Below are 24,564 nucleotides of genomic sequence, written 5' to 3'. Positions count from 1 at the left end.
GCCCCCCGGTCCCGGACCCAAGGAGCACGACCGTGCCAGGTATTCCTTCCATCCGCCCCTATCCGCTGCCCACCGCCGACGAACTGCCCGCGAACACGGCCCGCTGGACGCTCGACCCGGAGCGCGCGGTGCTGCTCATGCACGATCTGCAGAAGTACTTCCTCGCCCCGTTCCCCGCACGGCAGCAGCCCGTCGAGCAGCTGGTGCGCAACGCCGCCCGGCTGCGCGACCGCTGTGCCGCCCTCGGCATCCCCGTCGCCTACACCGCGCAGCCGGGCGGCATGACCGACGAGCAGCGCGGACTGCTGAAGGACTTCTGGGGTCCGGGCATGACGCCGAGCCCCGAGCACCGCCAGGTCGTCGGCCCGGTGCGGCCGGCCGACGGGGACTGGGTGTTCACCAAGTGGCGCTACAGCGCCTTCCACCGCTCCGAACTGCTGCGGCGCATGCGGGACAGCGGCCGCGACCAGTTGGTCATCTGCGGTGTGTACGCGCACGTCGGGGTGCTGATGACGGCCCTGGACGCGTTCAGCCACGACATCCAGCCGTTCCTGGTGGCCGACGCCGTCGCCGACTTCAGCCGGCGTCACCACCGTATGACCCTCGAGTACGCCGCCGCCCGCTGCGCGTCCCTGGCCGTCACCGACGACCTGCTGGCCGCGCTGCCGCTGCCCGTGGAGCGTGAACTGTCGTACGCCGGAGGTGAGTCGTGACGTCCCCCGACCTTCTCGCACAGGTTCTCGGCGCGCGGCCCGGCCCGTTCGCGCTGGTCCATCGGCCCGACACCACCGGCCCCGACCGGTTGGACGTGCTGCTCGGCGAGGTGGGCGAGGCCGCCACCCTGGCCGACGTGCCGCTCAGCGGCCCCGGCGCCGGGCCGGCCGGCGGTCCGCGCCAGGACGTCCTGGTCCTGATCCCCTACCGGCAGATCGCCGAGCGCGGCTTCGCGGCGTTCGACGACGGGACGCCGCTGCTCGCGATGACCGTCGAGGCCCAGGCCACGATGGACGTCGCCGAGGTGATGCGGCGCATACCGGACACGCCCGTCCGGCTGGAGGCGGGCGGTGGTTTCGACGTGGACGACGACGCCTACGCCGACATCGTGCGCCGTGTCATCCAGCAGGAGATCGGCACCGGCGAGGGCGCCAACTTCGTCATCAAGCGCTCCTTCACGGCCGACATCAGCGACTACTCGGTGGGCGCGGCCCTGCGGCTGTTCCGGCGGCTGCTGGAGCGCGAGTCGGGCGCGTACTGGACGTTCGTCGTGCACACCGGGGAGCGCACGCTCGTCGGCGCCTCGCCCGAGCGGCACGTCAGCGTGTCCGGCGGGCGGGCCGTGATGAACCCCATCAGCGGCACCTACCGCTACCCCGACTCGGGTCCCACCCTGCCCGGCGTCATGGAGTTCCTCGCCGACCGCAAGGAGGCCGACGAGCTGTACATGGTCGTCGACGAGGAACTGAAGATGATGGCCCGGGTGTGCGAGACCGGCGGCACCGTCGTCGGCCCGTACCTGAAGGAGATGGCGCGGCTCGCGCACACCGAGTACTTCATCGAGGGCCGCACCACCCGCGACCCGCGGGAGGTGCTGCACGAGACCCTGTTCGCGCCGACCGTGACGGGCTCCCCCCTTCAGAGCGCGAGCAAGGTGATCAAACGGTACGAGCCCCGGGGCCGCGGCTACTACAGCGGGGTCGTCGCCCTGATCGGCCGGGACGAGCAGGGCGGGCGCACCCTGGACTCGGCGATCCTGATCCGCACCGCCGACATCGACGCGCGGGGACGGATGTCGCTGGGCGTCGGCGCGACCCTGGTGCGCCACTCCGACCCGCTGTCGGAGGTCGCCGAGACCCGCGCCAAGGCGTCCGGTCTGCTGACGGTGATGGGCGATCCGGAGCCGCGCCGGCTGGGTGACCACCCGCAGGTGCGGGCCGCGCTGCGCGGGCGCAACGACAGGCTCGCCGGGTTCTGGCTGAGCGCGGACGAGGCCAGGGAGCGGCGGGTGTCGGCGCTGGCGGGGCGCCGTGTGCTGGTGGTCGACGCCGAGGACACCTTCACCGAGATGATCGCCCATCTGCTGCGCGCGATGGGGGCGGAGGTGAGCGTACGCCGCTACGACGAGCCGTACTCCGCGGAGGGCGCCGAGCTGGTCGTCATGGGTCCGGGACCGGGGGACCCGCGCGACGGCGGCCATCCGAAGATCGCGCATCTGCGGTCGGCGGTGGACGCGCTGCTGACACGCCGGCAGCCGTTCCTCGCGGTGTGCCTGAGCCACCAGGTGCTCAGCACCCGGCTCGGTTTCCCGCTCGTCCGCCGTGCGCACCCCAGCCAGGGTGTGCAGCGCGAGATCGACCTGTTCGGGCACCGGGAACGCGTCGGCTTCTACAACACGTTCGCCGCGCACAGCGAGGACGACAAGGTCGAGCACCCCGGCCTCGGCATGATCGAGGTCAGCCGGGACCGGGCCACCGGTGAGGTGCACGCGCTGCGCGGGCCGGGCTTCCGCTCGATGCAGTTCCACGCCGAGTCGGTGCTCACCGAGGACGGCGTCCGCATCATCGCGGAGGCGCTGACCGGGCTGCTGGAGGAACAGTTCGTATGAGTGGGCAGGGCGAGGCGCCGGCGCGCGGCGGCATGAAGGCGTCCGTCGTGTGGTGGGAGCTCGACGGTACGGGGCGGACCATCGCGTCGCTGCGGGACTTCCTGCGGGAGGAGGCCGTCGACCGGTTCGCGCGGGTACCGGGGCTGCGGCTGAAGGTGTGGATCTCGGACCCGGTCGGCAACCGGTGGGGCGCCGTGCTGCTGTGGGAGTCGGCCGAGGCCGCCGCCCGGCCGCTGCCCGCGCGGGCCGCCGAGCTGATCGGCGGGCCGCCGGCGCAGCGCACGCTGTTCGACGTCGAGGCGACCGTCGAGGGCGTGCACGACCTGGCGGCGCTGTCCGGGCACGGCCTCGCCCTGGAGCGCGCCCCCTCCTGATGCCGCCAGGCGGATCCGCGCCGCCCGGCAGACCGGCCCCGCGCCGGTCTGCCGGGCGGCGGTCGTCAGTGCGGGGCCGGGACGCCGTGCAGGGCCGTGCGGCGCAGCACCGCCGTCATCGCCGCCAGCGTGCCGCAGAAGTCGGAGTCCAGGTCGCGCAGATAGGCGCTCTGCGACAGGGCCGCGGCCGTCGGGCCCTCGTCCAGGGTGATGCTCAGCGTGAGGGTGAGCCGGCCCTGGTCGTCCGTGCCGATCTCGTTGCGGATCAGTGAGAGGTCCGTGTCGTCCAGGTTGCGGAACGTGACGACGCCGGCCTCCTCGTCGGGTGTCACCCGCTGGACGAGGAAGCGTTCGCCGCGCTCGGACTCGCGCAGGAACCCGTCGGCGTACCGCTCCACGATCCGGGAGGCGGTGATGGCGGGCACGTACCGGACGGGGTTCTCCGCCTTGTCGAGCATCGCCTGCCACAGGCCCGCACGGGTGGGGACGCGGCCCGTCTCCTCGTCCACGCCGTCGATGACCCGGGTCCACGAGATCGTCAGCACATCGATTCCCTTCGGTCCGCTGCGGTGCCTGCCGGAAGGGCAGTGTCGGCCGCGCTTTCCGTGGGCGGCAATCGGCGTACGGGAACTTCGTCATCTGCGGGTGGCGACCTGACAGGAAATACCGTGGTTCATTGCCGGTACGGCCGGAAAACGCGAGGCTCGTGACGGACGGCGGGGGCGCGCAGAGCGCCTCGGCCTCGCGGAAGTCCCCGAAATCGCACCCGAAGAATCAGGAGAACTCCGATGTCGGCACGTTTCGCCGGCCAGATCGTCCTCGTCACGGGAGGCGGAGAGGGAATCGGACGGGCCGCGTCCGTCGCCTTCGCCGAGGCGGGCGCCACCGTGGTGGTGGCCGGACGACACCTGGAAACCCTGGACGGCACCTGTGAGTTGATCGAGAGCCGGGGCGGCAGGGCGAGCCTCGTCGTGGCAGACCCGTCGGGCACGGGCGAGAGGGGCGCGGAATACATCGTGACCGAGGTGGTACGCCGGCACGGCACGGTGGACGTGGCCTTCAACAACGTCACCGAACTCGGTCCGAACCAGCCCGTCGCGGAAATCTGCGAAAAGGTCTGGGCGGAAACACTGACGGCCAATCTCACCGGTGTCTGGCTGGCCATGAAGCATGAAATCGCGTACATGGAGAAAGCGGGACACGGCGTCATCATCAACACCGCGAGCAATATCGGCGTCCAGGGAATGCTGCCGGGGCTCGGCGCGTACGCCGCGTCCAAGGCGGCGGTCAGCGCGCTCACCCAGACCGCGGCCCGCGAGTACGCCGACCGCGGCATCCGCATCAACGCCATCAGCCCCTGCCCGCTGGGCCGCGGGGCGAGCGTCGAGCAGATCGCCGACACGGTGGTCTGGCTGGCCTCGGACGAGGCGTCGTACATCGTGGGCCACGACCTGGTCATGGACCGCAAGGCGACCGTCTGAGCCTCACCGGCATGGCTGTGCCCCGGCCCGCGGGCCGGGGCACAGCCATGCCGGTGCCCTGCCGGGCCCGGGCCGCTCGCGGCGTACGACGAGGGGCCCGGAGCGCGCCGTCCGCGCCCCGGGCCCCGGCCTTCGTCGAGTCGTCAGTTCAGCGGGACTCCCTTGTCCCGCAGCAGTGCGACGGTGTTCTCGATGGTTCCGGCCTCCTCTATCTCGGTGTCCTCGAGGGCCACTCCGTACTTGTCGGAGAGGATCACGGCGAGCTCCACGAGGTCGAGCGAGTCGAGTTCCATCGTGGCGAACTCGGCCGTGACGTCGACGGTGCTCGCGGGGACCCGGAACTTCTCGGCCATGATCTCGGTGATGTGCTCGGCGATCGCGCTGTGGGCAAGGACGGTCATGGGTTTCAGCCTTTCCGTGGGCAAGGGTCAGCAGGGTTGGACATCGGGCCAGACCAGGGCCGCGGAGCCCCAGGCCAGTCCGCCGCCGAAGGCGGTGAGCAGGACGCGCTCGCCCGTCCGGAGGCCGCCGTCGGCGACCGCGTCGGCGAGGGCCAGCGGGATGGACGCCGCGGAGGTGTTGCCGACGCGGTCGAGGTTGACGACGGCCCGCTCGCGGTCGATGCCGAGCCGGTCGGCGACGGCGTGCAGGATGCGCACGTTGGCCTGGTGGCCGACGAGACGGTCGACGGATTCACGGGGCCAGCCGACGCGCTCCAGCACGGCGGCCGAGGAGCCGCCCATGGCGGCCACGGCACGGGCGAAGACCTTCTTGCCCTGCATGGTGAACCAACTCGTCGCCGGGTCGGGCGGGTTGCCCCCGGAACGCTGCCGGGAGCCCCCGCCCGGGACGGCGATCAGGTCGGCTTGCGAACCGTCGCTGCCGAGGTCGAAGCCGAGCAACGCGCCCGGGGCGTCGGCCCGGCCGGCTTCCAGGACGACCGCTCCGGCCCCGTCCCCGAAGATCACCGCGGTGTTGCGGTCGGTGGGGTCGAGGATGCCGGAGTACGTCTCGGCGCCGATGACGAGGACCCGCTCGGCGACACCGGACAGGATGAGCCCGGTGGCGCTCGCGAGGGCGTAGACGAACCCGGCGCACACCGCGGCGACGTCATAGGCCGCCACCGGACCGAGCTCCAGCCGGGCGGCGACCCAGGGCGCGGTCGCCGGACAGGGGTGGTCCGGTGTGGTCGTGGCCAGGACGACGGCGTCGGCACCGGTCACACCCGCCGACTTCAGCGCGCGGGCGCCCGCCTCCACGGCGAGGTCGCCGGTGGCGGTGCCGGGGTCGGCCCAGTACCGCCGGCGGATGCCGGTGCGGGTGCGGATCCACTCGTCGCTGGTGTCGAGGTGCTCGGACAGTTCCTCGTTGCTCACGGCGCGCGGTGGCAGGAACGTGCCGAGTCCGGTGAGGACGGCGGCCCGGCGCGCCGGATCGGCCTCCGGCCGTTGTGGGATGGTCATGGCGATGTGTAGCCCTTCACGCAGCCGCGTATGACGGTCTTCGTCCGCATCAGGAACTCGCCGAGGTAGCCGTCGTGCGGCACTCCGCGGTCCATCCAGTGGGTGGGGTGATCGCCCACGTGGACGTTGGCGATCGTGGGTTCGGCGACCAGTGCGTCCATCAGCTCCAGGTCCCGCCGCGAGTCGCCGGCGAGCACGCCCACGACGAGCGACTCGCGCAGCGGCGCCGTGCCGTCCGAGCGGCTCCAGGGCGCCACCCACACGCAGGGGAAGGGCAGTTCGGTGGTGTGCCAGCCGCCTGCCAGGTGCGGCACCTCGAACACGGCCGGGCGCAGCACCGCGCCGCCGACGGAGAGTTCCTCCACGACGCCGTCGCCGCCGAGGTGGGCCGTGGTGCCCCGGGCGCGCTCCAGCAGGTGCCGCTCCAGGGCGCGGGCCCGCTCCACCGGCTGCACCGGCAGGACGGCCTTCTCGTCGTCGGCGGGCAGGCTCGGCAGCGCGGCGAGCCGTTCGGCGACGGCGCGGGCCACCGGGGCGGGATCGCCCTCGACCAGGACCGCGGTGGCGTTGACGCACTTGACGCCGCCGTGGTGGGCGATCGAGTCGACGAGGGTGTCCAGGTGCGCCCGCCAGTCGGCGCCCTCGGTGATCAGCACCTTGGTCCGGCCCGGTCCCTGGACGAGCACGGTGGGGTCGGCGGCGTACTTGTGCACGATGTCGTCGCCGCCGTACACGAGGGACAGGTCGGCGCCGCGCAGCACTTCGTCGGCGCCCGCGTGGTCGGTGGGCAGCAGCGCCACGTGGTCGTCGCCGAAGCCGGCCGCGCGCAGCGCCGCGACCAGGCGGTGGGGGGTGAAGGGCTCCCGGCGCGAGGGCCGTACGGCCACCCGGTAGCCGAGGGCCAGCGCCTCCAGCCACAGGGCGTGCGGCGCCGGGTGGTTGCCGGCCGCGCCCACCGCGAGGACCTCGCCGCGCCGGGTCCACACCGCGGCCCCGGTGCGGGTGCGCGGGTCCCCCCAGTCGAACACCGCGCCGCCGGGCAGCGCGCCGTAGGAGCCGGCCAGGGGGCGCCGCGCCGAGTCCGCGATCTCGTCGGCGGCGGACCGTACGGCGGGCAGCGGGATGCCGGAGACCCGGGCCACGGTCCGCTCGTACTCGTCGTACGACAGGCCGTGCACGGTGTCCTCGCGGAAGACGCGGGCGGCGCGGGTGAGAGCGGCGAGGCGCTCCTCGCGCGACGGGGGCGCCGCCGCGCGCAGTGCGGCCAGCGTCCGGGTCACGAACAGGCCGGGTACGAGGCAGAGTTCGGCGACGGGCTCCCCCGTGGTGTCGGTGACGGTCTCACGGCGGCGGGTGCGGTAGGGGCCGGAGGGGCCCAGCGCGTCCAGGACGAGTTCCTCCGGATGGGGCGCGGTCATCAGTACACCCCCTCGATGACCTTCTCGTCGTCGAACTCGCGCACGGGTGCGATGTCCGCCACCGAGTCGCCGACCTGGCCGGGCAGCGGGCGGATACGCAGGGCGGTGTCGCGTTCGACGTTGTTGGGCAGGAACAGGCTCTTGCCGACGTAGTGCATGACGACCCGCCCGCGCTCGCCGTACTCGACGGGTCGGCGCGCCTCCAGGTCGATGACGTTGTACGTCATGTACGGCGAGAAGGGGTCGTAGACGCACGGCTCGTCGTCGGTCAGGCCGGGCCGCTCGCTGACGTGGCCGAGGGTCATCGTGTTGCCGAAGCCGCTGCACAGGACGGCGTCGGGGAACAGCTCCGTCCGGTACAGGTGCCGGGTGTCCGGGTCGAGCTGTGTGCCGACCCACATGATGGCCTTCACCTTCTTGCGCACCAGGTCGACGAGTTCGTCGCGGCGGCACAGCCGCTCCAGGACCGGCGGGGTGAGCATGAGGACGCCGATGTCCTGGGAACGCAGCGGGTGCTGGAGCTGGTCGACCAGGTGCTCGGTGTACAGGTCGGCCTCGGTCCGGTCGCCACGGGCGATGATCTTCTTCACCCAGCGCGGGTCGACGTCGACGCAGAAGGAGAACCCGCCGCGTCCGGACACCAGTTGCTGGAAGGACGCGCCGACCATGTGCGGCCCGGACGGGATCGCCAGCAGCCAGTTGACGTCGCGCGGCACGCCGTGCGCGTCGAGCTGGGCGTTGCTGTGCGCAAGCAGCAGGTCCAGCCACTCCTGCAGCATGACGACGCGCTTGGGCGCCCCGGTGGTGCCGCCGCTGTCGAAGACGCCGACGACCTGGGGGGGTCGAGGTCCGTAGCCGTGCGGGATCAGGTCCTCGGCGCGCACGTCACGCAGTTCGTTCGCGACGTTCGGGAACAGTTTCAGGTCGTCGAAGGTGCGGATGTCGGTGAGGGGGTCGAACTCCAGCCGATCGGCGCGTTCCAGCCAGAACCGGGAACCGGTCTCCTCGGAGAAGTGCCAGCGGACGGCGGCTTGGAGGAACGCGTCCGGATCCGGGGAAACGCCGTACGGCAGTTCGAGAATGGGGTCTGCGGCGGACAACTGCGGGCTCCCTTCCAGGGATGGGAAACGCGGATCGAGCGGATCAAACGGCCGTCGGTTCGGGCAGCTTGTCGAGCAGGTCACCGGCCCAGTCGGGCGTGTAGGAGCGGAAGTGCGGGAATCCGCCCGCGTTCGGGTCACCCGTCCAGGTGAAGTCGGCCCCCGGGTTGTGCACGTCCGTACCGCCGGCGGTGAACAGGTGCGGACTGCCCTGCACCCGCGGGCCGCGCGCGACGGCGAAGTCACGGTGGACGGCGGCCCGGGCCGTGCCCCGCTCCAGGGCGTCGGCGAGCGCCGCCTCGTCCACCAGCGGGCAGTCGGCGGCGACGGCGAGGATCTCGGAAGGGACGCTGATGCACCGGCCCTGCGCGTAGAAGGCGTGCCGCAGCGCGCTGTCCAGTTCGTCGCTCGCCGGCAAGCCGCCCACCTCGGGCGCCTTCGCCGCCTGCACCGCCTCCAGGGCGGGCAGCGTGGTCACCGGGTAGCTCCAGTCGGGCCCGGGCCACAGCCGCCAGCCCAGCTCGGGCACCTTGGCGCCGATCGCCACCGTCTCGGCGTCGATGATCGGCTTGGGCGTGGACTGCGCGTTGAACAGCTCCAGCGGGAAGACCCGGTGGTCGACGAGGATCCGCCGGCCCCGAGCGCGGGCGGCGGCGTGCAGCGTGTGCAGGGCCAGGGTCGCCCAGGGGCAGCCGATGTCCGACCAGACGGTCACGACGGCCGGGTCGGGCGAGTACAGGGGCTGGGGTTCGGCCTGCGCGGTCATGCAGCATCCTCCGGCGCGTGCGGGACGGGTGATTCGGCCCGATTCTGTGCACGGCCGTCTCCGCGTCCGAAGATCGCCGGGAGGACTTTGTCAGGCGCCGCGGACTTCGTCAGACGCGCGCCCCCCACCTGACGAAGTCGACCGCCCGCGATCGACTCCCCTTTGCCTGCTCACGGAGCATGACGCACACTCGCACGAAAGGGTGTTCATCATGTCCGTGCTGGACGATTCGGCGCGCCGGCCGCGTTCCGCTCCCGTCTCCCCGGAGGAGCGCGGGAAACCGGAGGTGCGCGAGAAGGGCGCCGGCGGCCCCGCGCGTTCCCCGGCGGCACTCCGCATGACGAGCCGTCAGCGGGCCGTTCTGGTACTGCTGCTCAGCTCCACCTTCCTGCTCGCCGCGGACCTGCCGCTGCTCAACGTCGCGATCCCGGTGATCGGTTCGGGCCTCGGCTTCGCCGTCGGAGACCTGCACTGGATCACCACCGCGTTCGCGCTCACCTCCGCCGGTTTCACGCTGCTGTTCGGGCGGATCGCCGATCTGTACGGGCGGCGCCTGGTGTTCGTCACCGGTGTGGCGCTGCTCGTGGCGTCGTCCGTGCTGGGAGCCGCCGCGCAGAGTCCGGCCGTCCTGATCGCCGCCCGCGTCGCCCAGGGCATCGCCACGGCCATGGCCACACCGGCGGCGCTCGCGCTCATGACCACGTCGTTCCCCGAGGGCCCGCTGCGGGCCAGGGCGCTCGGTGTGAACGGCACCATGATCTCGCTCGGCTTCACCGTCGGCGCGGTGGCCGGCGGGCTGCTCACCGGGCTGCTGAGCTGGCGCTGGTCGTTCCTGGTCAACGTGCCGGTCGGTCTCGCCATCGTCGTACTGTCCCCGGTGCTGCTGAAGGAGAGCCGGGCGGCCGAGCGCTCCCGGATGGACGTGCCCGGCGCGGCCACCGTGAGCCTCGGGCTGCTCGCCCTGGTCTACGGCGTCTCACGCAGTCCCGACCTGGGCTGGGGCAGCCCGCTGGTGCTCGGCTGCGTCGCCACCGGTGCCGTCCTGCTGGGCGCGTTCTGGCGTGTCGAGCTGCGCGCCGACGCCCCGCTCGCCTCGGTGCGCATCCTGCGCACGCCCACCGTCCGCTGGGGCAACCTCGGCGGTTTCGCCCTCATCACCCTGCAGACCGCCGTGATCTTCCTGGTCACCCTGTACCTGCAGGAGGTCCTCGGCTACTCGCCGCTCGCCACCGGCCTCGCCTTCTCGGTGCTCGGCGTCTCGGCCTTCCTCGGCGGCGCCCTGGCTCCCCGGATCATCGGCCGGTACGGCGGCCGTCGCACCCTGGTGGCCGGGCTCGTCGTCCAGCTCGTCGGCCCACTCGGCGTGTTCGTGTCCACCGGCGCCCAGGGCGGGGTCGTGCCGGTCCTCGCCGTGCTGACCGCGGGTGCGTTCGGTCACGTCATGGGCGTGGTGGCGTACATGGTCACGGGCACCTCCAACCTGCCGGACGACGAGCAGGGCCTCGCCACCGGCCTCACCACCATGACCCAGCAGGTGGCCCTGGCGATGGGCACCCCCGTGATGAGCGCGGTCGCCAGCGGCCGCATCCACGCCCTGACCGCCTCGCACCCCTACGACGAGGCCGTCCTGTCCGGCGTCCGCCTCGCCCTCGGTGTCGACACCCTCGTCACCGCCCTCGCGGCCGCCCTCGTCTGGTTCTGCCTGGGCCGCGCACCGCGCCGGACCGCCTGACGTACACGTCCGGCCTGACGTTTCCGTCCCTGTTCCATCCGATCTCACAAGGAGAGTTCCTTCGATGACCACGCACGCCCTCGTTCGCGCCGACGCCGCCGGATCGGTCACCCTCGGCGGCGACCTCACCATCCACCGCATGGGATACGGCGCCATGCAGCTGGCCGGCCCGGGCGTCTACGGCCCGCCCAGGGACCGCTCGGCCGCCCTCGCCGTGCTGCGGCGCGCCCGGGAACTCGGGGTCAACCACATCGACACCAGCGACTACTACGGCCCCCACGTCGTGAACGAGCTCATCCGCGAGGCGCTGCACCCCTACGACGACGACCTGGTGATCGTCACCAAGGTCGGTGCGCGGCGCACCCCGGACAAGGAGTGGCCGGCCGCGCTGTCCCCGCGCGAGCTGCGCGAGGCCGTGCACGCGAACCTGCGCCACCTGGGCCTGGACCGCCTCGACGTGGTCAATCTGCGCATCGTCGCCGAGGGCGGTGGCATCGGCCCCGACGGCTCCCTCGCCGAACCCTTCGGCGCCCTCGCCGAACTGCGCGAGGAGGGCCTGATCCGGCACCTGGGCGTCAGCAACGTCACCCCGGCCCAGCTCGCCGAGGCCCGCTCCATCGCGCCCGTGGTGTGCGTGCAGAACGAGTACAACGTCGTCCGGCGTGACGACGAGGCCACCCTGCGGGCCTGCGCGGAGGCCGGCATCGCGTACATGTCCTTCTTCCCCCTCGGCACGTACACCCTGCTGCACGCCGAGAAGACGCCCGGCAAGGACGCGAAGGTGCCGCTGAACGTGCCACTCGCAGCGAAGCCCGTCGACGTGGTCGCCGAACGGCACGGCGCCACCCCCTACCAGGTGGCCCTGGCCTGGCTGCTGGGCCGCTCCCCCAACCTGGTGTGCATCCCGGGCACCTCGTCGGTGAGGCACCTGGAGGAGAACATCGCGGCCGCCGGGCTGCGCCTGACGGAACAGGACCTGGCGGAGCTGGACGCGATGGCGGCCTGACCCGCGGTCCCAGCGCGAAAGGGGCCCGGACGCTCTCGGCGTCCGGGCCCCTTTCGCCTTCGCGGATTCGGTCCGCCCGGTTCAGTCCGCCACCGGGACCGGCCGCTCGGTGATCTCCAGGATCGCGGTGGTCCAGTTGAAGCCGAGCCCGATCCCGCACAGCAGTACCCGGTGGCCCGGCTCCAGCCGGCCCGAGCGCACCAGGTGCTCCAGGCCGCCGAACTGGTCGGTGGCCCCGACGTGACCGGTCTCCCGGGCCCACTCGAACACGGTCCTGTCCGCGCCCAGTCCGAGCGGCATGAGCACCTCCTGGCGCAGCATCGTCCGGCCGAAGTTCGGGAAGACCAGGTGGTCGGCGTCGGCGGCCGTGATCCCGGCCTCCTGTGCGGCACCCTCGACCGAGCGGATCAGGGCCTGGTTCATCACCTTGAAGACCTCGGTGATCCGCCCGTCGTGCTCCTCGTCGGCGAAGGTCTGCATCCGCTTGATCAGGTTGATCGGGTAGGCCTCCGGGTCGCCGGTGTCGGCGTACGCCATGAACGGCAGCCCGGCGCGCTGGGCGCGCTCCAGCTCGGGGCGGCTCTCGGTGACCACGGACACGACCCGGGCGAAGCCGCCGGTGCGGGAGAGCACCGCCGCGCTCGCGCCGTCGCCGAACACCAGGCCCGGGTAGGTGCGCCAGCGGTTCCACACCGGCATCGTGAAACGGTCGGAGGCGGTGATCAGGGCGGCCGTGCGGTCGGTGCCGGCGGCGAGGAAGGCCGCGGCGAGCTCGATGGCGGCCATGGCGCCGTTGGACTGCTGCTTCACCTCGAAGGACAGGCCGTGGCCGCCGAGGACGTGCTGCTGGAGGTACGAGGCGACGTTCCAGCCGTCCAGACCGCAGAACGCGCCGGTGGCGTGCAGCAGCAGCCCGAAAGCGCCGGTGTCCAGCCCTGACTGCCGTACCGCCAGGTTCCCGGCGCGTACGGCCATCTCCGGCTGGGTGTCGTCGTCACCGGCGACGCTGACGGCGAGCTGGCCGGTGCGCCGCTGGGTGGCGTCGTCGTACCAGCCGGCCTCGATGGCCTCGTCGACCGGCACGGGCTTGGGGTACCAGGCCCCCACACCCGCGATGTACAGGTTGTCGTGACGCATGCGTGCGCAGCTCCCCTCTCGTGGGACGTGCGGTGGATCGTGTGGACCGGACGGTCAGGCGGTGGCGCGGACGACGGGGACCGCGCCGGGGGCGCTTGCGGTACCGGCCCGGCCGCCGTGCAGCCACTGGACCTTCCCGTACAGGTCGTCCTCCGACAAGGCGCGCAGCATCGCGTTACGGGCCTTCGCCGCCTCGCCGGCCGGGTGGTAGAGCTGCCGGCCCATCTCGCGGGCGAGCAGCTGGGTGGCGGCGGTGCGTTCGCGGCGCTCGGCGTTGAACTTCTCGAAGCGCTGCGCGAAGTCGGCCGGTTCGGTGCCGGCCAGCTCACCGAGCACCACGGCGTCCTCGAGGGCCTGGCAGGCGCCCTGGGCGGCGTACTGGAGCATGGGGTGCGCGGCGTCACCGACCAGGACGACCCTGCCGTCGGTCCAGCGGTCCACCGGGTCGCGGTCGCACAGCACCCACGACTTCCAGTCCCGGCCGAGCTCCAGCAGCCGCCGGGCGGTGGTGCCGAGGGACGGGAACTCGGCGAGGACGCGGTCGCGCCTCACCGGCACGCCCAGCACCGCCTCGGTGGCGGCGTCGTCGCGGGTGGCGGCCAGGTTGAAGAACTCCCCGCCGCCGATCGGGTAGTGCACGAAGTGCCACTTCGGCCCGGCCCACAGCGTCACGGTGTTCCACCGCAGCTCCTCGGGGACCTGCTCCATGGGGATCACCGAGCGGTAGATGGTGTGCCCGGAGACCTGCGGAGGGCCGTCACCGACGAGTTGTCTGCGGACGGTGGAGTTGATGCCGTCGGCGCCGATCAGCGCGTCGGCGTGGATCAGTTCACCGCTGGTGAGCCGGACGGTCACCCCGCCGGCGTCCTGTTCGTAGGCCGCCACGGAGCAGTCGTTACGCAGCTGCACCGACGGCTCGGCGCGACAGGCCGCCAGCAGCGGCTCGTACAGGTCGATGCGGTGGACCACGGCGTACGGGTTGTCGAAGCGGGCGCGGTAGGCGCCGGTGAGCGGCATCGAGACGACCTTCTCGCCGGTCGTGCCGTCCATGAAGCGCAGCTCGTCGATGTGCACCGCGCGTTCGCGCACCACGTCGCCGACGCCGAGCACGTCCAGCGCGTGGAAGGCGTTCGGGCCGAGCTGGATGCCCGCGCCGAGTTCGGTGAAGCAGTCGCGGCGTTCCAGCACCACCACGTCGTGTCCGTGCCGGGCCAGGCTGAGCGCGGTCGCCAGGCCGCCTATGCCGCCGCCGGCGATCGCTGTCCTCGGCCCTTTCCTCGAACCTTTCCCCGGCCCTTTACCCGGCCCTTCCTTCGGCCCTTCCTTCGGCATTTAAGAATCCCTTTCCTTTTCCCGTTCATATCCGGTTCCAGGGGACTCGGCCACTGTCCCGGACCGCCCTGCCGGGGGGCAATGGAGAGGGATTCACTTCGTCAATTGCCGCGTCGGCCCACCGGGAGCGGAGAACGCCCGGAAAACGCAGGAAAGCGGCTCCGACCGGACGGCGGGGGGCGAACGTCCGGCCGGAGCCGCTGCTGTGCGTGTCTAGCGGGCCCTGGAGGTGACGCCGACCTCGTGCACGTCGAGGCGGGCGCCCTGACCCCAGAGGCGGTTGTGCGCGAGGCTCGCCGGGTCGGCGAAGTGCTGTTCGACCGGTGTGCCGCTGTCGGGGTCGTAGTAGTGCGCCTGGTCGGTGAGGCGGACCAGGCCGCCCTCCCGGCCGGGCATCTCGGCGTCGAGGAGCGTGAACATCCCGAAGCCGCCCGCGAGCTGCCGCGGCTCGATCAGCTCCTCGCGGCCGCCGAGGTCCAGGAGCAGGTGCGTCCGGTCCTTCGGCAGATGGCCGATCCGGTCCACGCGCAGGACCTCCCGGCCGTCCGCCGTCCACACCACCGTGCCCGCGGACCGGTCGTAGGACACCGCCAGGCGGTGCACCTGGTCCGGGGAGGACCGGCGGACGACCGGCAGGGCGCAGGAGAAGGCCGCGTAGTCGACGCCCGGGGTGGGCAGCCGCTCGTAGAAGGCGTACACCCAGCCGTTGGTGACGAAGAAGTCGAAGACCATCATCGTCTCCGGGTCGACCGTGTTCATCGCGCCGGCGGCCAGCCTGAGGTCGGTGCGCGGGTCGGCGACGGCGTCCCCGAACGGGTGCTGTTCGGTGCCGAAGGTCCGGGCGGAGAGGGTCACGTCGATGGTGAGCACCTTGCCCGGTTCGGCGTCGAAGCCGAGGAAGCCGGCCGCGGAGGTGTGCTGGGCCAGCGCGAAGAACTTCAGGTGGTCGGCCGCTCCGGCGCCGCCGTCGCTCTCCTTTCCGGTGGTGTAGGCGAACGCGGGCTCACCGGTGCGCGGGTTGACCCCGGTCGGCACGACCCGCAGCCCGTCCGCCGAGGTGGTGGCCCTGCCGTCGCCGTACGGCAGGGCGCCCCCGGTCGGCGTGAGGCTCCACTTGGCGCCGTCCCCGGCGTACGAGAAGCCGTCACGGAAGTCGTCCCAGACGACCCGGCCGTCCCCCGCGACGCCGGTCTTCGTCCGGCCGGGCGCCGGCGCGGCCACGGCCGTCACCGGAGCTCCCGGGACGGACGCGGCCGCCAGCAGGCCGAGCAGGACGGCGCGCCGTCGCAGCACTCGGGTGCGCATGACGTCCTCACGCCGCCGCGAAGCCGCGCTTGAGGGCGGCGGCGATCTCGACGGCACGGCGGGTCTGGTGCTCGATCGCCGCGAGGGTGGGCTCGTCGGCGGTCGCGCCGTCGTACGACACGTGGCCGGTGCCGTACGGGTTGCCGTTCTTCTCGTGGAACTGGATCGGGTCCGTGTAGCCGGGCGGGACGATGATCGCGCCCCAGTGGTAGAAGGTGTTGTTCAGCGCCAGCAGCGTGCTCTCCTGACCGCCGTGCGTCTGCGAGGTGGACGTGAACGAGGAGACCACCTTGTTCGCCAGCTTGCCCTGCGCCCACAGGCCGCCCGCGGTGTCGATGAACTGCTTGAGCTGCGCGGTCGGCAGACCGAAACGGGTCGGCGTGCCGAACAGGATGACGTCGGCCCACTCCAGGTCGTCCACGGCGGCGACCGGGTTGTCCTTGGTCTCCGCGTGGTGCGCGGCCCAGGCCGGGTTGGAGTCGATGGCGGCCTGCGGCGCCAGCTCGGCCACCTTGCGCAGCCGGACCTCGGCATCGGCCTTCAGCGCGGCCTCCGCGGCGGTCGTGGCGAGGGTGTGCACATGGCCGGTGGAGGAGTAGTAGATGACGGCGACGTTCGTCATGTCGAGCGTCCCTTTCCTTTCAGCGTGTCCGGTGGTCCGGTGACCGCCGACGACCTTTCCGTAAGGCGGCGGCGGCCGACAATCGCGGTCGGAGGACTTCGTCAGATGCGCGGCGACTTCGTCAGGTGTCAGGCCACCCGGAACGTGCCCATCATTCCCATCGCCGAATGGTCGAAGAGATGGCAGTGGTAGACGTACGTACCGCGATATCCGGTGAAGGTCGCCTGGAGTTTCACCGTTTCCCCGGCCAGAACGCTGACGGTGTCCTTCAGCCCCGACTCGAAACCGTCGGTGACGGGTGTGCCGTTGCGTTCCAGCACGCGGAACATCACCAGATGCGTGTGGAAGTTGTGCGGGGCGAGCCGGTTGGTGTTGGTGACCGTCCATATCTCGGTGGTGCCGTACGCGATCTCGGTGTCGATGCGCTCGGGGTCGTACGTCCTGCCGTTGATGTAGCCTCGCGGGTCCGGCCGGCCGTCCTCGTCCATGCTCAACTCGAAGCGGCGGTTCACGGTCGCGGCGCGGGGCTCCGGCAGGGTGCGCAGGGTGTCGGGCACGCTGCTGTCGTCGGGCGCCGTCCGGGTGATGTCGAAGCGCATGACCTGGCCGACGTGCTCCACCGGCCCGGGCCCGAGCGCGTTCTCCAGGACCACCTTGCCGCCGACCGGATACCGCGAGAAGTCGACGACGATGTCGGCCCGCTCGCCCGGCGACAGCCGCACCACGGTCGCCCGGGCGGGCCGGGCCAGCAGTCCCCCGTCGCCGCCGACGACGGTGAACTCCGAGCCGTCGGACAGCTTCAGGTCGAAGAAGCGCCCGTTGCTCTGGTTGAACAGCCGCAGCCGGTATCTGCGTGCCGCCACCTCGAAGTAGGGCCAGGGCCTGCCGTTGACGAGGATGACGTTGCGGTTCGGCCAGTCGTCCATGGCGTACACCAACTGGCCCGCCGTGTCGAAGCGCGCCTCCCGCAGCGCGATCGGTACGTCGAACTCGCCCGCGGGCAGCGGAAGCCGTTCCTCGGTCTCGTCGGTGAGCAGGTAGAAGCCGGACAGTCCGCGGTAGACGTGCTCGGACTCCTGGTGGTGGGCGTGGTCGTGGAACCACAGGTTGGCGTGGGGCTGCTGGTTCGGGTACGTGTACGTCTTCGAGGCGCCGGGCTGGATCAGGTCCATCGGGCCGCCGTCACTGGACGGCGGGACGTGCGCCCCGTGCAGGTGCACCGAGACGGGCAGTCCCAGGGAGTTGGTCTGCTCGACCACGACCCGCCGGCCGGACCGCGCCTTGATGACCGGCCCCGGGAACTGCCCCTGGTAGGTGCGGACGGTGGTGTCCGGCAGCCCCGGCAGGATCGCCGCGGCGGTCTCCTTCATGGTCACGCGGTAGTAACTGGTCGTCCCGGAGACCGCGTGCGGCGCGAGGACGCGCGGCAGCGGCATGGCGGTCGCGAACTTCGGAATGCTGCCCGGGTCGAGGTCGGCGACGGCGGTCCGGCCCCGCTCGGCCGCGTCCGCGGCGGCCGGCCACAGGGCGGGGGCCGCGAGCCCCGCGAGGCCGAGACCACCGCTGACGACGGCCCCGGACATCAGGCCGGACACGAGAAAAGAACGACGTGTTTGCATGGTTTCCCCCTGGATGCGCACCTGGCCGCGCCTGGTTGTGCGTGGCCGGTTGTCGCCCATCAAAGGGGCACAAGGGGGGATTTGGCCGATTCAAGCAGCCAGACTGTGTCACGTCGCGGTCGGCGGCCGCTCCGCGGAAGGGCCGCCTCCGCCGGCTTCCGCGCGCAGGCACACACCGGGCGCGGTGAGGGAGAGCAGGGCGACGGCGATGCTCTCCATCACCTCGGGGGTGGCGCGCGGAACGTGCGCGAGCAGGTCGCTCCGTGTGCTCGGCGCGGGTTCGGCGACGTCTTGACGGTCATGGACGCGGGGGTCGTGGACGCGGGGGTCGTGGACGCGGGGGTCGTGGACGCGGGGGTCGTGGGGCCGCACGGTCGACTCCTTCCGAGAGGTGCCGGGGCCTGTGGAGGCTAGGCGGGGCCCTGACGGGCGGCCATGGTCCGGGGGACCTCTGTGTCAGGTTCCGTGCCGAAGTGACACAGTGGCGCGCGGGTCGTTGCCGTCCGCTCCGCACCGCGGCGAACCTGTCGGCCGGGTGCCACACCGAGCCCACGAGCATCGAGGAGGAGCGTTGAGCAGGCTGCGCTGGCTGACCGCCGGGGAGTCCCACGGTCCCGCACTCGTCGCGACGCTGGAGGGCCTTCCGGCCGGCGTTCCGGTCACCACGGAACTGGTGGCGGACCACCTGGCGCGGCGGCGCCTCGGTCATGGGCGCGGTGCGCGGATGAAGTTCGAGCGGGACGAGGTCACGTTCCTGGGCGGGGTGCGGCACGGGCTGACCCTGGGCTCTCCGGTGGCGGTCCTGGTCGGCAACACCGAGTGGCCGAAGTGGGAGCAGGTGATGGCCGCCGACCCCGTCGACCCGGACGTGCTGGCGGGGCTGGCGCGGAACGCCGCGCTGACCCGGCCGCGTCCGGGGCACGCGGATCTGGCGGGGATGCAGAAGTACGGCTTCGCCGAGGCGCGTCCGGTGCTGGAGCGGGCGTCGGCGCGGGAGACGGCGGCGCGGGTGGCGCTGGGCGCGGTGGCGCGGTCGTATCTGAAGGTGACGGCCGGGATCGAGATCGTCTCGCATGTGGTGGAGCTGGCGTCGGCGAAGGCGCCGTACGGGGTGTACCCGGTTCCGGCGGACGCGGAGAGGCTGGACGCGGATCCGGTGCGGTGTCTGGACGCGGACGCGTCGAAGGCGATGGTCGCGGAGATCGACCAGGCGCACCGGGACGGCGACACCCTGGGTGGTGTGGTGGAGGTGCTGGCGTACGGGGTCCCGGTGGGGCTGGGCTCGCATGTGCACTGGGACCGGCGGCTGGACGCCCGACTGGCCGCGGCGCTGATGGGCATCCAGGCGATCAAGGGCGTCGAGGTCGGCGACGGGTTCGAGCTGGCGCGGGTGCCGGGTTCGAAGGCACACGACGAGATCGTCGCCACCGGCGAGGGCATCCGGCGGGCCACGGGCCGTTCGGGCGGTACGGAGGGCGGTCTGTCCACGGGTGAGCCGTTGCGGGTGCGGGCGGCGATGAAGCCGATCGCGACGGTGCCGCGGGCGCTGAGGACCGTGGACGTGTCCACCGGCGAGGCGGCGCAGGCGCATCACCAGCGTTCCGATGTGTGCGCGGTCCCGGCGGCGGGGATCGTCGCCGAGGCGATGGTCGCCCTGGTGCTGGCGGACGCGGTGGCCGAGAAGTTCGGCGGTGACAGTGTGACCGAGACCCGCCGCAACGTGCGGGGCTACCGGGAGAACCTGGCGATCCGGTGACCGCGGTGCCCGGAAGCGTGCCGGGCCGTGAACGCACCGGTGCCGGGCCCCCGCACGGGGACCCGGCACCGGATGAGGCCGACGGAGGTCAGCAGCCGATCAGACGGCTCGCGAGGTAGCCCTCGATCTGGTCCAGCGACACGCGCTCCTGCTTCATCGAGTCGCGCTCACGGACGGTCACCGCGTTGTCCTCGAGGGTGTCGAAGTCGACGGTGACGCAGTACGGGGTGCCGATCTCGTCCTGGCGGCGGTAGCGGCGGCCGATGGCGCCGGCGTCGTCGAACTCGATGTTCCAGTGCTGGCGCAGCGCCTGGGCGAGCCCCTTCGCCTTGGGCGACAGCTCCGCGTTGCGGGACAGCGGCAGCACCGCGACCTTCACCGGGGCCAGGCGGTGGTCCAGGCGCAGGACCGTGCGCTTCTCCATCTTGCCCTTGGCGTTGGGCGCCTCGTCCTCGACGTAGGCGTCGAGGAGGAAGGCCAGCATGGTGCGGCCGACACCGGCCGCGGGCTCGATGACGTACGGCGTCCAGCGCTCCTGGGCCTCCTGGTCGAAGTAGGAGAGGTCCTGGCCGGAGGCCTTGGCGTGGGCGCCGAGGTCGTAGTCGGTGCGGTTGGCGACGCCCTCGAGCTCGCCCCACTCGCTGCCGCCGAACTGGAAGCGGTACTCGATGTCAGCGGTGCGCTTGGAGTAGTGGGAGAGCTTCTCCTTCGGGTGCTCGTACCACCGCATGTTCTCCTCGCGCAGGCCCAGGCCGGTGTACCAGTTCCAGCGCTGCTCCATCCAGTACTCCTGCCACTTCTCGTCCTCGCCCGGCTTGACGAAGAACTCCATCTCCATCTGCTCGAACTCGCGGGTGCGGAAGATGAAGTTGCCGGGCGTGATCTCGTTGCGGAAGGACTTGCCCATCTGCGCGATGCCGAACGGCGGCTTGCGGCGCGAGGTGGTCTGCACCTGGGCGAAGTTGGTGAAGATGCCCTGGGCGGTCTCGGGGCGCAGGTAGGCGACGGAGCCGGAGTCCTGGGTCGGGCCGAGGTGGGTGGAGAGAAGGCCGGAGAACTGCTTGGGCTCGGTGAACTGGCCCTTGTTGCCGCAGTTCGGGCAGTTGATGTCGGCCAGGCCGTTGGCCGGGGCGTGGCCCTTCTTCTCCTCGTACGCCTCTTCCAGGTGGTCGGCACGGAACCGCTTGTGGCACGAGACGCACTCGGTCAGCGGGTCCGTAAAGGTGGCGACGTGACCGGAGGCGACCCAGACCTCGGGGGCCAGGATGACGGACGAGTCGATACCGACCACGTCCTCGCGCGACGTCACCATGTAGCGCCACCAGTGGCGCTTGATGTTCTCCTTGAGCTCGACACCCAGCGGTCCGTAGTCCCAGGCGGCACGCTGTCCGCCGTAGATCTCACTACAGGGGAATACGAAGCCACGGCGCTTGCTCAGGTTGACGATGGTGTCGATCTTGTCGGCGGCCACGGTGCTCTCTTCATTACGACGACGGGCGACGAAGCGAGTTGCTTCCAGCGAATGCTTCAGGGTACCGGCGGGGGCTCCCCCTCAACCAAATCGGTGGCCCCTCAACGGCCCCTCAACCCGTTGTTGACAATGGTTTCCATTGTAGTTGAAAATGACTGTCATGAACGTAAGACGGCGCCTCATACGGAACTCGGCGGTGCCCGCGGTCACCGCACTCACTCTCACCGCCCTCTCCACCCTCTCCACCCTCTCCGCCTGCTCCGGCGCGAGCGCCGCGGGCAACACGGACAAGTTCGACGTCGTCGCGTCGTTCTACCCGATGGCCTTCCTCGCCGAGCGGATCGGCGGGAGCCACGTCCACGTCACCAGTCTCACCCGGCCCGGCCAGGAGCCGCACGACCTGGAGATCAGCGCCCGGGAGACCGTGCGGCTCCAGGAGTCCGACGCGGTCCTCTACCTCAAGAACCTCCAGCCCTCCGTCGACAAGGCGGTCGCCCAGTCCGAGGTGAAGACGAAGATCGACGCCGCCTCCTTCACCACGCTGGAGAAGCACGGCAACGAGGTCGGCGGCCACGCGGCCGAGCACGACACCTCCGAGAACGAGGAACTCGCCGGCCTCGACCCCCACATCTGGCTCGACCCCGTGCGCTACGCCCAGGTCGCCCAGGGAGTCGGCAAGGCCTTCGAGAAGGCCGACCCCGGCCACGCCGCCGACTACAGGAAGAACACCGCGGCCCTGGTCGGAAAGCTCGACGCCCTCGACGAACAGTTCAAGAAGGGCCTGGCGAACACCAGGACCAAGGTCTTCATCACCACCCACGCCGCCTTCGGCTACCTCGCCGAGCGCTACGGCCTCACCGAGGAGGCCATCAACGGCCTCGACCCCGACTCCGAGCCCAGCGCCGCCCGCGTCAGGAGCCTGGAGAAGATGGCCAAGGCGGACGGGGTCACCACCGTGTTCTACGAAACGCTGGTCAGCGACAAGACCGCGAAGACCGTCGCCGCCGACGCCGGACTGAGGACGGACGTCCTCGACCCGATCGAGGGCATCACCGACAAGTCCCGCGGCACCGACTACTTCTCGGTCCAGGAAGCCAACCTCAAGGCCCTGCAGAAGGCCCTGGGAACCAAGTGACGGACACGGAGGACGACGCCATGACCGACCCCGTCATACGCCTGCGCGACGTACGCGCCGAGCTGGGCTCACGCCCCGTGCTGCGCGACATCGACCTCACCGTGCACCGCGGGGAGGTCGTCGCGCTGCTCGGCGCCAACGGCTCCGGCAAGTCGACCGCCATCCGCACGATCATCGGCCAGGTGCCGGTCACCGCCGGTGAGATCGAGCTGTTCGGCACCCCGCGCCCGGCCTTCAGGGACTGGGCGCGCGTGGGCTACGTACCGCAGCGCACCACGGCGGCGGGCGGCGTCCCGGCCACCGTCACCGAGATCGTCTCCTCGGGCCGGCTCGCCCGCACCCGCTTCGGCCCCTTCCGCAAGGCCGACCGCGAGGCCGTACGCCGGGCCCTGGACCTGGTCGGCATGGCGGACCGGGCCGGGGACAACGTCACCGCCCTCTCCGGCGGCCAGCACCAGCGGGTACTGATCGCCCGCGCCCTGGTCGCCGAACCCGAGCTGCTGATCATGGACGAGCCGATGGCCGGCGTGGACCTGGCCAGCCAGGAGGTGCTCGCCCGGACCCTGCGACAGCAGGTCGAGGCCGGTAGGACCGTCCTGCTCGTCCTGCACGAACTGGGACCCCTCGAGCCCCTGATCGACCGGGCGGTCGTCCTGCGCGACGGCTGCGTCACCCACGACGGCCCGCCGCCGCGCGCCGCGGCCAGCACTCCCCCACTCTCGGCTTCGCCCGAGCGGGGGGACCCCCAGCCCGGCCACGACCACGCCCACCCGTCACCCACCACCGCCCTTGGTGGAGGTGCTTCGCACCACTGCCTCGATCCGCACGCACCCGCGGACACCGCATCGATTCGTACGGGACTGCTCGGCTGATGGAACTCCTCGACTACGCCTTCATGCAGCGCGCGCTCCTCGCCGCCGTCCTCGTCGGCGTCACCGCCCCCGCCATCGGCATCTACCTCGTCCAGCGCCGCCAGCCCCTCATGGGCGACGGCATCGGGCACGTGGCGATGACCGGCGTCGGCCTCGGCTTCCTGCTGAACACCTCACCGGTGTGGATGGCGACCGCCGTCTCCGCGCTCGGCTCGGTCCTGATGGAGCTGATCCGCTGGTACGGGAAGACCCGCGGCGACATCGCGCTCGCCATGCTCTTCTACGGCGGCATGGCCGGCGGCGTCATGTTCGTCAACCTCGCCCCCACCGGCTCCAACGCCAACCTGAACTCCTACCTCTTCGGCTCCCTGTCCACGGTCTCCCCGTCGGACGTGACCGCCATCTCGCTGCTCGCCGGATTCGTGGCCCTGGTGACCCTGGCACTGCGCCGCCAGCTCTTCGCGGTCAGCCAGGACGAGGAGTTCGCCCGGGTCACGGGACTCCCCGTCCGCGCCCTGAACCTGCTCACCGCGGTCACCGCGGCGGTCACGGTCACCGTCGCCATGCGGGTGGTCGGGCTGATCCTGGTCTCCGCGCTGATGGTCGTCCCGGTCGCCGCCGCGCAGCAGCTCACCCGGAGCTTCGCGGCCACCTTCGCGATCGCCGTCGCCATCGGCGTGACCGTGACCATCGGCGGGACGGTCACCTCGTACTACCACGACGTCCCGCCCGGCGCGACGATCGTCCTGCTGACCATCGCCGCGTTCGTCGCGCTGACCGCGCTGGCCGCCCCGCTGGCCCGGCGCCGCGCCCGGGCGGCCACCGCCGGTCAACCCGCCGCGGACCCCGCGGAATGCTCGATTCCGGCCACCCGGGGGGCCACCGACGAGATCGGCGTCTGACCGCGCACAGCCCCGGCTGGCACAATGGCCGGATCAGCGTGCCGACAGAGGAGGAACCGGTGACGACCGCTGGACCGCCCGTGAAGGGCCGCGCCACCCGGCAGCGCGCCGCCGTGGCGGCAGCCCTCGACGAGGTCGACGAGTTCCGCAGCGCGCAGGAACTCCACGACATGCTCAAGCACAAGGGCGACTCGGTCGGCCTGACCACCGTGTACCGCACCCTGCAGTCCCTCGCCGACGCCGGCGAGGTCGACGTCCTGCGGACCTCCGACGGCGAGTCCGTCTACCGCCGCTGCTCCAGCGGCGAACACCACCACCACCTCGTCTGCCGCGTCTGCGGCAAGGCCGTCGAGGTCGAGGGCCCCGCCGTGGAGAAGTGGGCGGACGCCATCGCGGCGGAACACGGCTACGTCGACGTGGACCACACGGTGGAGATCTTCGGCACCTGCGCGGAGTGCGCCGGGAGATGAT

Annotated in this window: 24 protein-coding genes; 11 read left to right on the top strand and 13 right to left on the bottom strand. The window is 71.8% G+C overall.

Annotated elements, in window-relative coordinates; genetic code table 11:
* Positions 1-32 precede the first annotated feature (32 nt).
* Genes ACFY0F_RS01960 through ACFY0F_RS01950 form a run of 3 tightly spaced genes read left to right on the top strand, consistent with a single transcriptional unit; the run spans position 33 to position 2,976 of the window.
* On the top strand, positions 33-713 hold the full coding sequence (locus ACFY0F_RS01960; RefSeq protein WP_388787426.1) for an isochorismatase family protein: 681 nt from the start codon (positions 33-35) through the stop codon (positions 711-713).
* Positions 710-2,602: an anthranilate synthase family protein gene (locus ACFY0F_RS01955; RefSeq protein WP_388787423.1), complete on the top strand. Its 1,893-nt coding sequence runs from the start codon at positions 710-712 to the stop codon at positions 2,600-2,602. Before ACFY0F_RS01960 ends, ACFY0F_RS01955 begins: the two co-directional genes overlap by 4 nt.
* A gap of 32 nt (positions 2,603-2,634) precedes the next feature.
* A complete protein-coding gene (locus ACFY0F_RS01950) occupies positions 2,635-2,976 on the top strand; it encodes a hypothetical protein (protein ID WP_388789140.1) in 342 nt (113 codons plus the stop codon).
* Positions 2,977-3,041: 65 nt separating this feature from the next.
* On the opposite strand, the gene ACFY0F_RS01945 is transcribed toward ACFY0F_RS01950, so the two are convergent.
* Positions 3,042-3,521 carry an AtaL-like protein gene (locus ACFY0F_RS01945; protein ID WP_388787420.1) on the bottom strand — a complete coding sequence of 160 codons (480 nt, stop codon included), beginning with the start codon at positions 3,519-3,521 and terminating at the stop codon, positions 3,042-3,044.
* Positions 3,522-3,764: 243 nt separating this feature from the next.
* On the opposite strand from ACFY0F_RS01945, the gene ACFY0F_RS01940 reads away from it, so the two are divergent.
* Positions 3,765-4,457 carry an SDR family NAD(P)-dependent oxidoreductase gene (locus tag ACFY0F_RS01940; RefSeq protein ID WP_388787417.1) on the top strand — a complete coding sequence of 231 codons (693 nt, stop codon included), beginning with the start codon at positions 3,765-3,767 and terminating at the stop codon, positions 4,455-4,457.
* A 143-nt stretch (positions 4,458-4,600) separates the two neighbouring features.
* Here the strand turns inward: ACFY0F_RS01940 and ACFY0F_RS01935 are convergent, their stop codons facing one another.
* From ACFY0F_RS01935 to ACFY0F_RS01915, 5 genes are read right to left on the bottom strand one after another with little or no spacing between them, the layout of a single operon-like run.
* Entirely contained in the window at positions 4,601-4,858 is a 258-nt protein-coding gene (locus ACFY0F_RS01935; RefSeq protein ID WP_388787414.1) for an acyl carrier protein, read from the bottom strand.
* A 27-nt stretch (positions 4,859-4,885) separates the two neighbouring features.
* Positions 4,886-5,920: a beta-ketoacyl-ACP synthase III gene (locus ACFY0F_RS01930; protein ID WP_388787411.1), complete on the bottom strand. Its 1,035-nt coding sequence runs from the start codon at positions 5,918-5,920 to the stop codon at positions 4,886-4,888.
* Positions 5,917-7,338 carry an aldehyde dehydrogenase family protein gene (locus tag ACFY0F_RS01925; protein ID WP_388787409.1) on the bottom strand — a complete coding sequence of 474 codons (1,422 nt, stop codon included), beginning with the start codon at positions 7,336-7,338 and terminating at the stop codon, positions 5,917-5,919. The genes ACFY0F_RS01930 and ACFY0F_RS01925 overlap by 4 nt, the downstream gene beginning before the upstream one ends.
* Complete coding sequence (locus ACFY0F_RS01920; protein WP_388787407.1) at positions 7,338-8,438, bottom strand: phenazine antibiotic biosynthesis protein; 1,101 nt, start codon at positions 8,436-8,438, stop codon at positions 7,338-7,340. Before ACFY0F_RS01920 ends, ACFY0F_RS01925 begins: the two co-directional genes overlap by 1 nt.
* Before the next feature lie 43 nt (positions 8,439-8,481).
* On the bottom strand, positions 8,482-9,204 hold the full coding sequence (locus ACFY0F_RS01915) for a DsbA family protein (RefSeq protein WP_388787404.1): 723 nt from the start codon (positions 9,202-9,204) through the stop codon (positions 8,482-8,484).
* Between the two features lie 211 nt (positions 9,205-9,415).
* Between ACFY0F_RS01915 and ACFY0F_RS01910 the strand changes: the two genes are divergently transcribed.
* Complete coding sequence (locus ACFY0F_RS01910) at positions 9,416-10,936, top strand: MFS transporter (RefSeq protein WP_388787401.1); 1,521 nt, start codon at positions 9,416-9,418, stop codon at positions 10,934-10,936.
* Positions 10,937-11,000: 64 nt separating this feature from the next.
* Positions 11,001-11,942 (top strand): oxidoreductase, encoded by a 942-nt coding sequence (locus tag ACFY0F_RS01905; RefSeq protein WP_388787398.1) that lies wholly within the window; start codon positions 11,001-11,003, stop codon positions 11,940-11,942.
* 81 nt (positions 11,943-12,023) lie between these two features.
* On the opposite strand, the gene ACFY0F_RS01900 is transcribed toward ACFY0F_RS01905, so the two are convergent.
* From ACFY0F_RS01900 to ACFY0F_RS01875, 6 genes are all read right to left on the bottom strand, one after another.
* Complete coding sequence (locus tag ACFY0F_RS01900) at positions 12,024-13,079, bottom strand: ketoacyl-ACP synthase III family protein (protein WP_388787396.1); 1,056 nt, start codon at positions 13,077-13,079, stop codon at positions 12,024-12,026.
* Positions 13,080-13,133: 54 nt separating this feature from the next.
* A complete protein-coding gene (locus tag ACFY0F_RS01895) occupies positions 13,134-14,411 on the bottom strand; it encodes a 3-hydroxybenzoate 6-monooxygenase (RefSeq protein WP_388787393.1) in 1,278 nt (425 codons plus the stop codon).
* 213 nt (positions 14,412-14,624) lie between these two features.
* A complete protein-coding gene (locus ACFY0F_RS01890) occupies positions 14,625-15,716 on the bottom strand; it encodes a DUF6081 family protein (RefSeq protein WP_388787390.1) in 1,092 nt (363 codons plus the stop codon).
* Positions 15,717-15,723: 7 nt separating this feature from the next.
* Positions 15,724-16,338, bottom strand: a complete 615-nt coding sequence (gene wrbA / locus ACFY0F_RS01885; RefSeq protein ID WP_388787387.1) for an NAD(P)H:quinone oxidoreductase — start codon at positions 16,336-16,338, stop codon at positions 15,724-15,726.
* Positions 16,339-16,466: 128 nt separating this feature from the next.
* On the bottom strand, positions 16,467-17,957 hold the full coding sequence (locus ACFY0F_RS01880; RefSeq protein ID WP_388787385.1) for a multicopper oxidase family protein: 1,491 nt from the start codon (positions 17,955-17,957) through the stop codon (positions 16,467-16,469).
* 108 nt (positions 17,958-18,065) lie between these two features.
* Positions 18,066-18,329, bottom strand: a complete 264-nt coding sequence (locus ACFY0F_RS01875; RefSeq protein ID WP_388787382.1) for a hypothetical protein — start codon at positions 18,327-18,329, stop codon at positions 18,066-18,068.
* Between the two features lie 199 nt (positions 18,330-18,528).
* On the opposite strand from ACFY0F_RS01875, the gene aroC reads away from it, so the two are divergent.
* Entirely contained in the window at positions 18,529-19,713 is a 1,185-nt protein-coding gene (gene aroC / locus ACFY0F_RS01870) for a chorismate synthase (protein ID WP_388787379.1), read from the top strand.
* A gap of 88 nt (positions 19,714-19,801) precedes the next feature.
* Here the strand turns inward: aroC and ACFY0F_RS01865 are convergent, their stop codons facing one another.
* The gene (locus ACFY0F_RS01865; protein ID WP_388787376.1) at positions 19,802-21,184 is read right to left on the bottom strand and encodes a glycine--tRNA ligase; all 1,383 of its coding nucleotides are present in this window, start codon (positions 21,182-21,184) and stop codon (positions 19,802-19,804) included.
* Between the two features lie 160 nt (positions 21,185-21,344).
* Here ACFY0F_RS01865 and ACFY0F_RS01860 point away from each other — a divergent pair, with 160 nt between their 5' ends.
* Genes ACFY0F_RS01860 through ACFY0F_RS01845 form a run of 4 tightly spaced genes read left to right on the top strand, consistent with a single transcriptional unit; the run spans position 21,345 to position 24,563 of the window.
* Entirely contained in the window at positions 21,345-22,319 is a 975-nt protein-coding gene (locus ACFY0F_RS01860; RefSeq protein WP_388787373.1) for a metal ABC transporter substrate-binding protein, read from the top strand.
* 20 nt (positions 22,320-22,339) lie between these two features.
* A complete protein-coding gene (locus tag ACFY0F_RS01855) occupies positions 22,340-23,191 on the top strand; it encodes a metal ABC transporter ATP-binding protein (RefSeq protein ID WP_388787370.1) in 852 nt (283 codons plus the stop codon).
* Positions 23,191-24,093: a metal ABC transporter permease gene (locus ACFY0F_RS01850; protein ID WP_388787367.1), complete on the top strand. Its 903-nt coding sequence runs from the start codon at positions 23,191-23,193 to the stop codon at positions 24,091-24,093. Before ACFY0F_RS01855 ends, ACFY0F_RS01850 begins: the two co-directional genes overlap by 1 nt.
* Before the next feature lie 59 nt (positions 24,094-24,152).
* Complete coding sequence (locus ACFY0F_RS01845) at positions 24,153-24,563, top strand: Fur family transcriptional regulator (protein WP_388787363.1); 411 nt, start codon at positions 24,153-24,155, stop codon at positions 24,561-24,563.
* The last annotated feature ends 1 nt before the right edge of the window (position 24,564 follow it).

Source organism: Streptomyces sp. NPDC001544 (assembly GCF_042894285.1).
In the GTDB taxonomy this organism is placed as follows: domain Bacteria; phylum Actinomycetota; class Actinomycetes; order Streptomycetales; family Streptomycetaceae; genus Streptomyces.
This window is presented reverse-complemented; position numbering and strand designations above follow the sequence as displayed.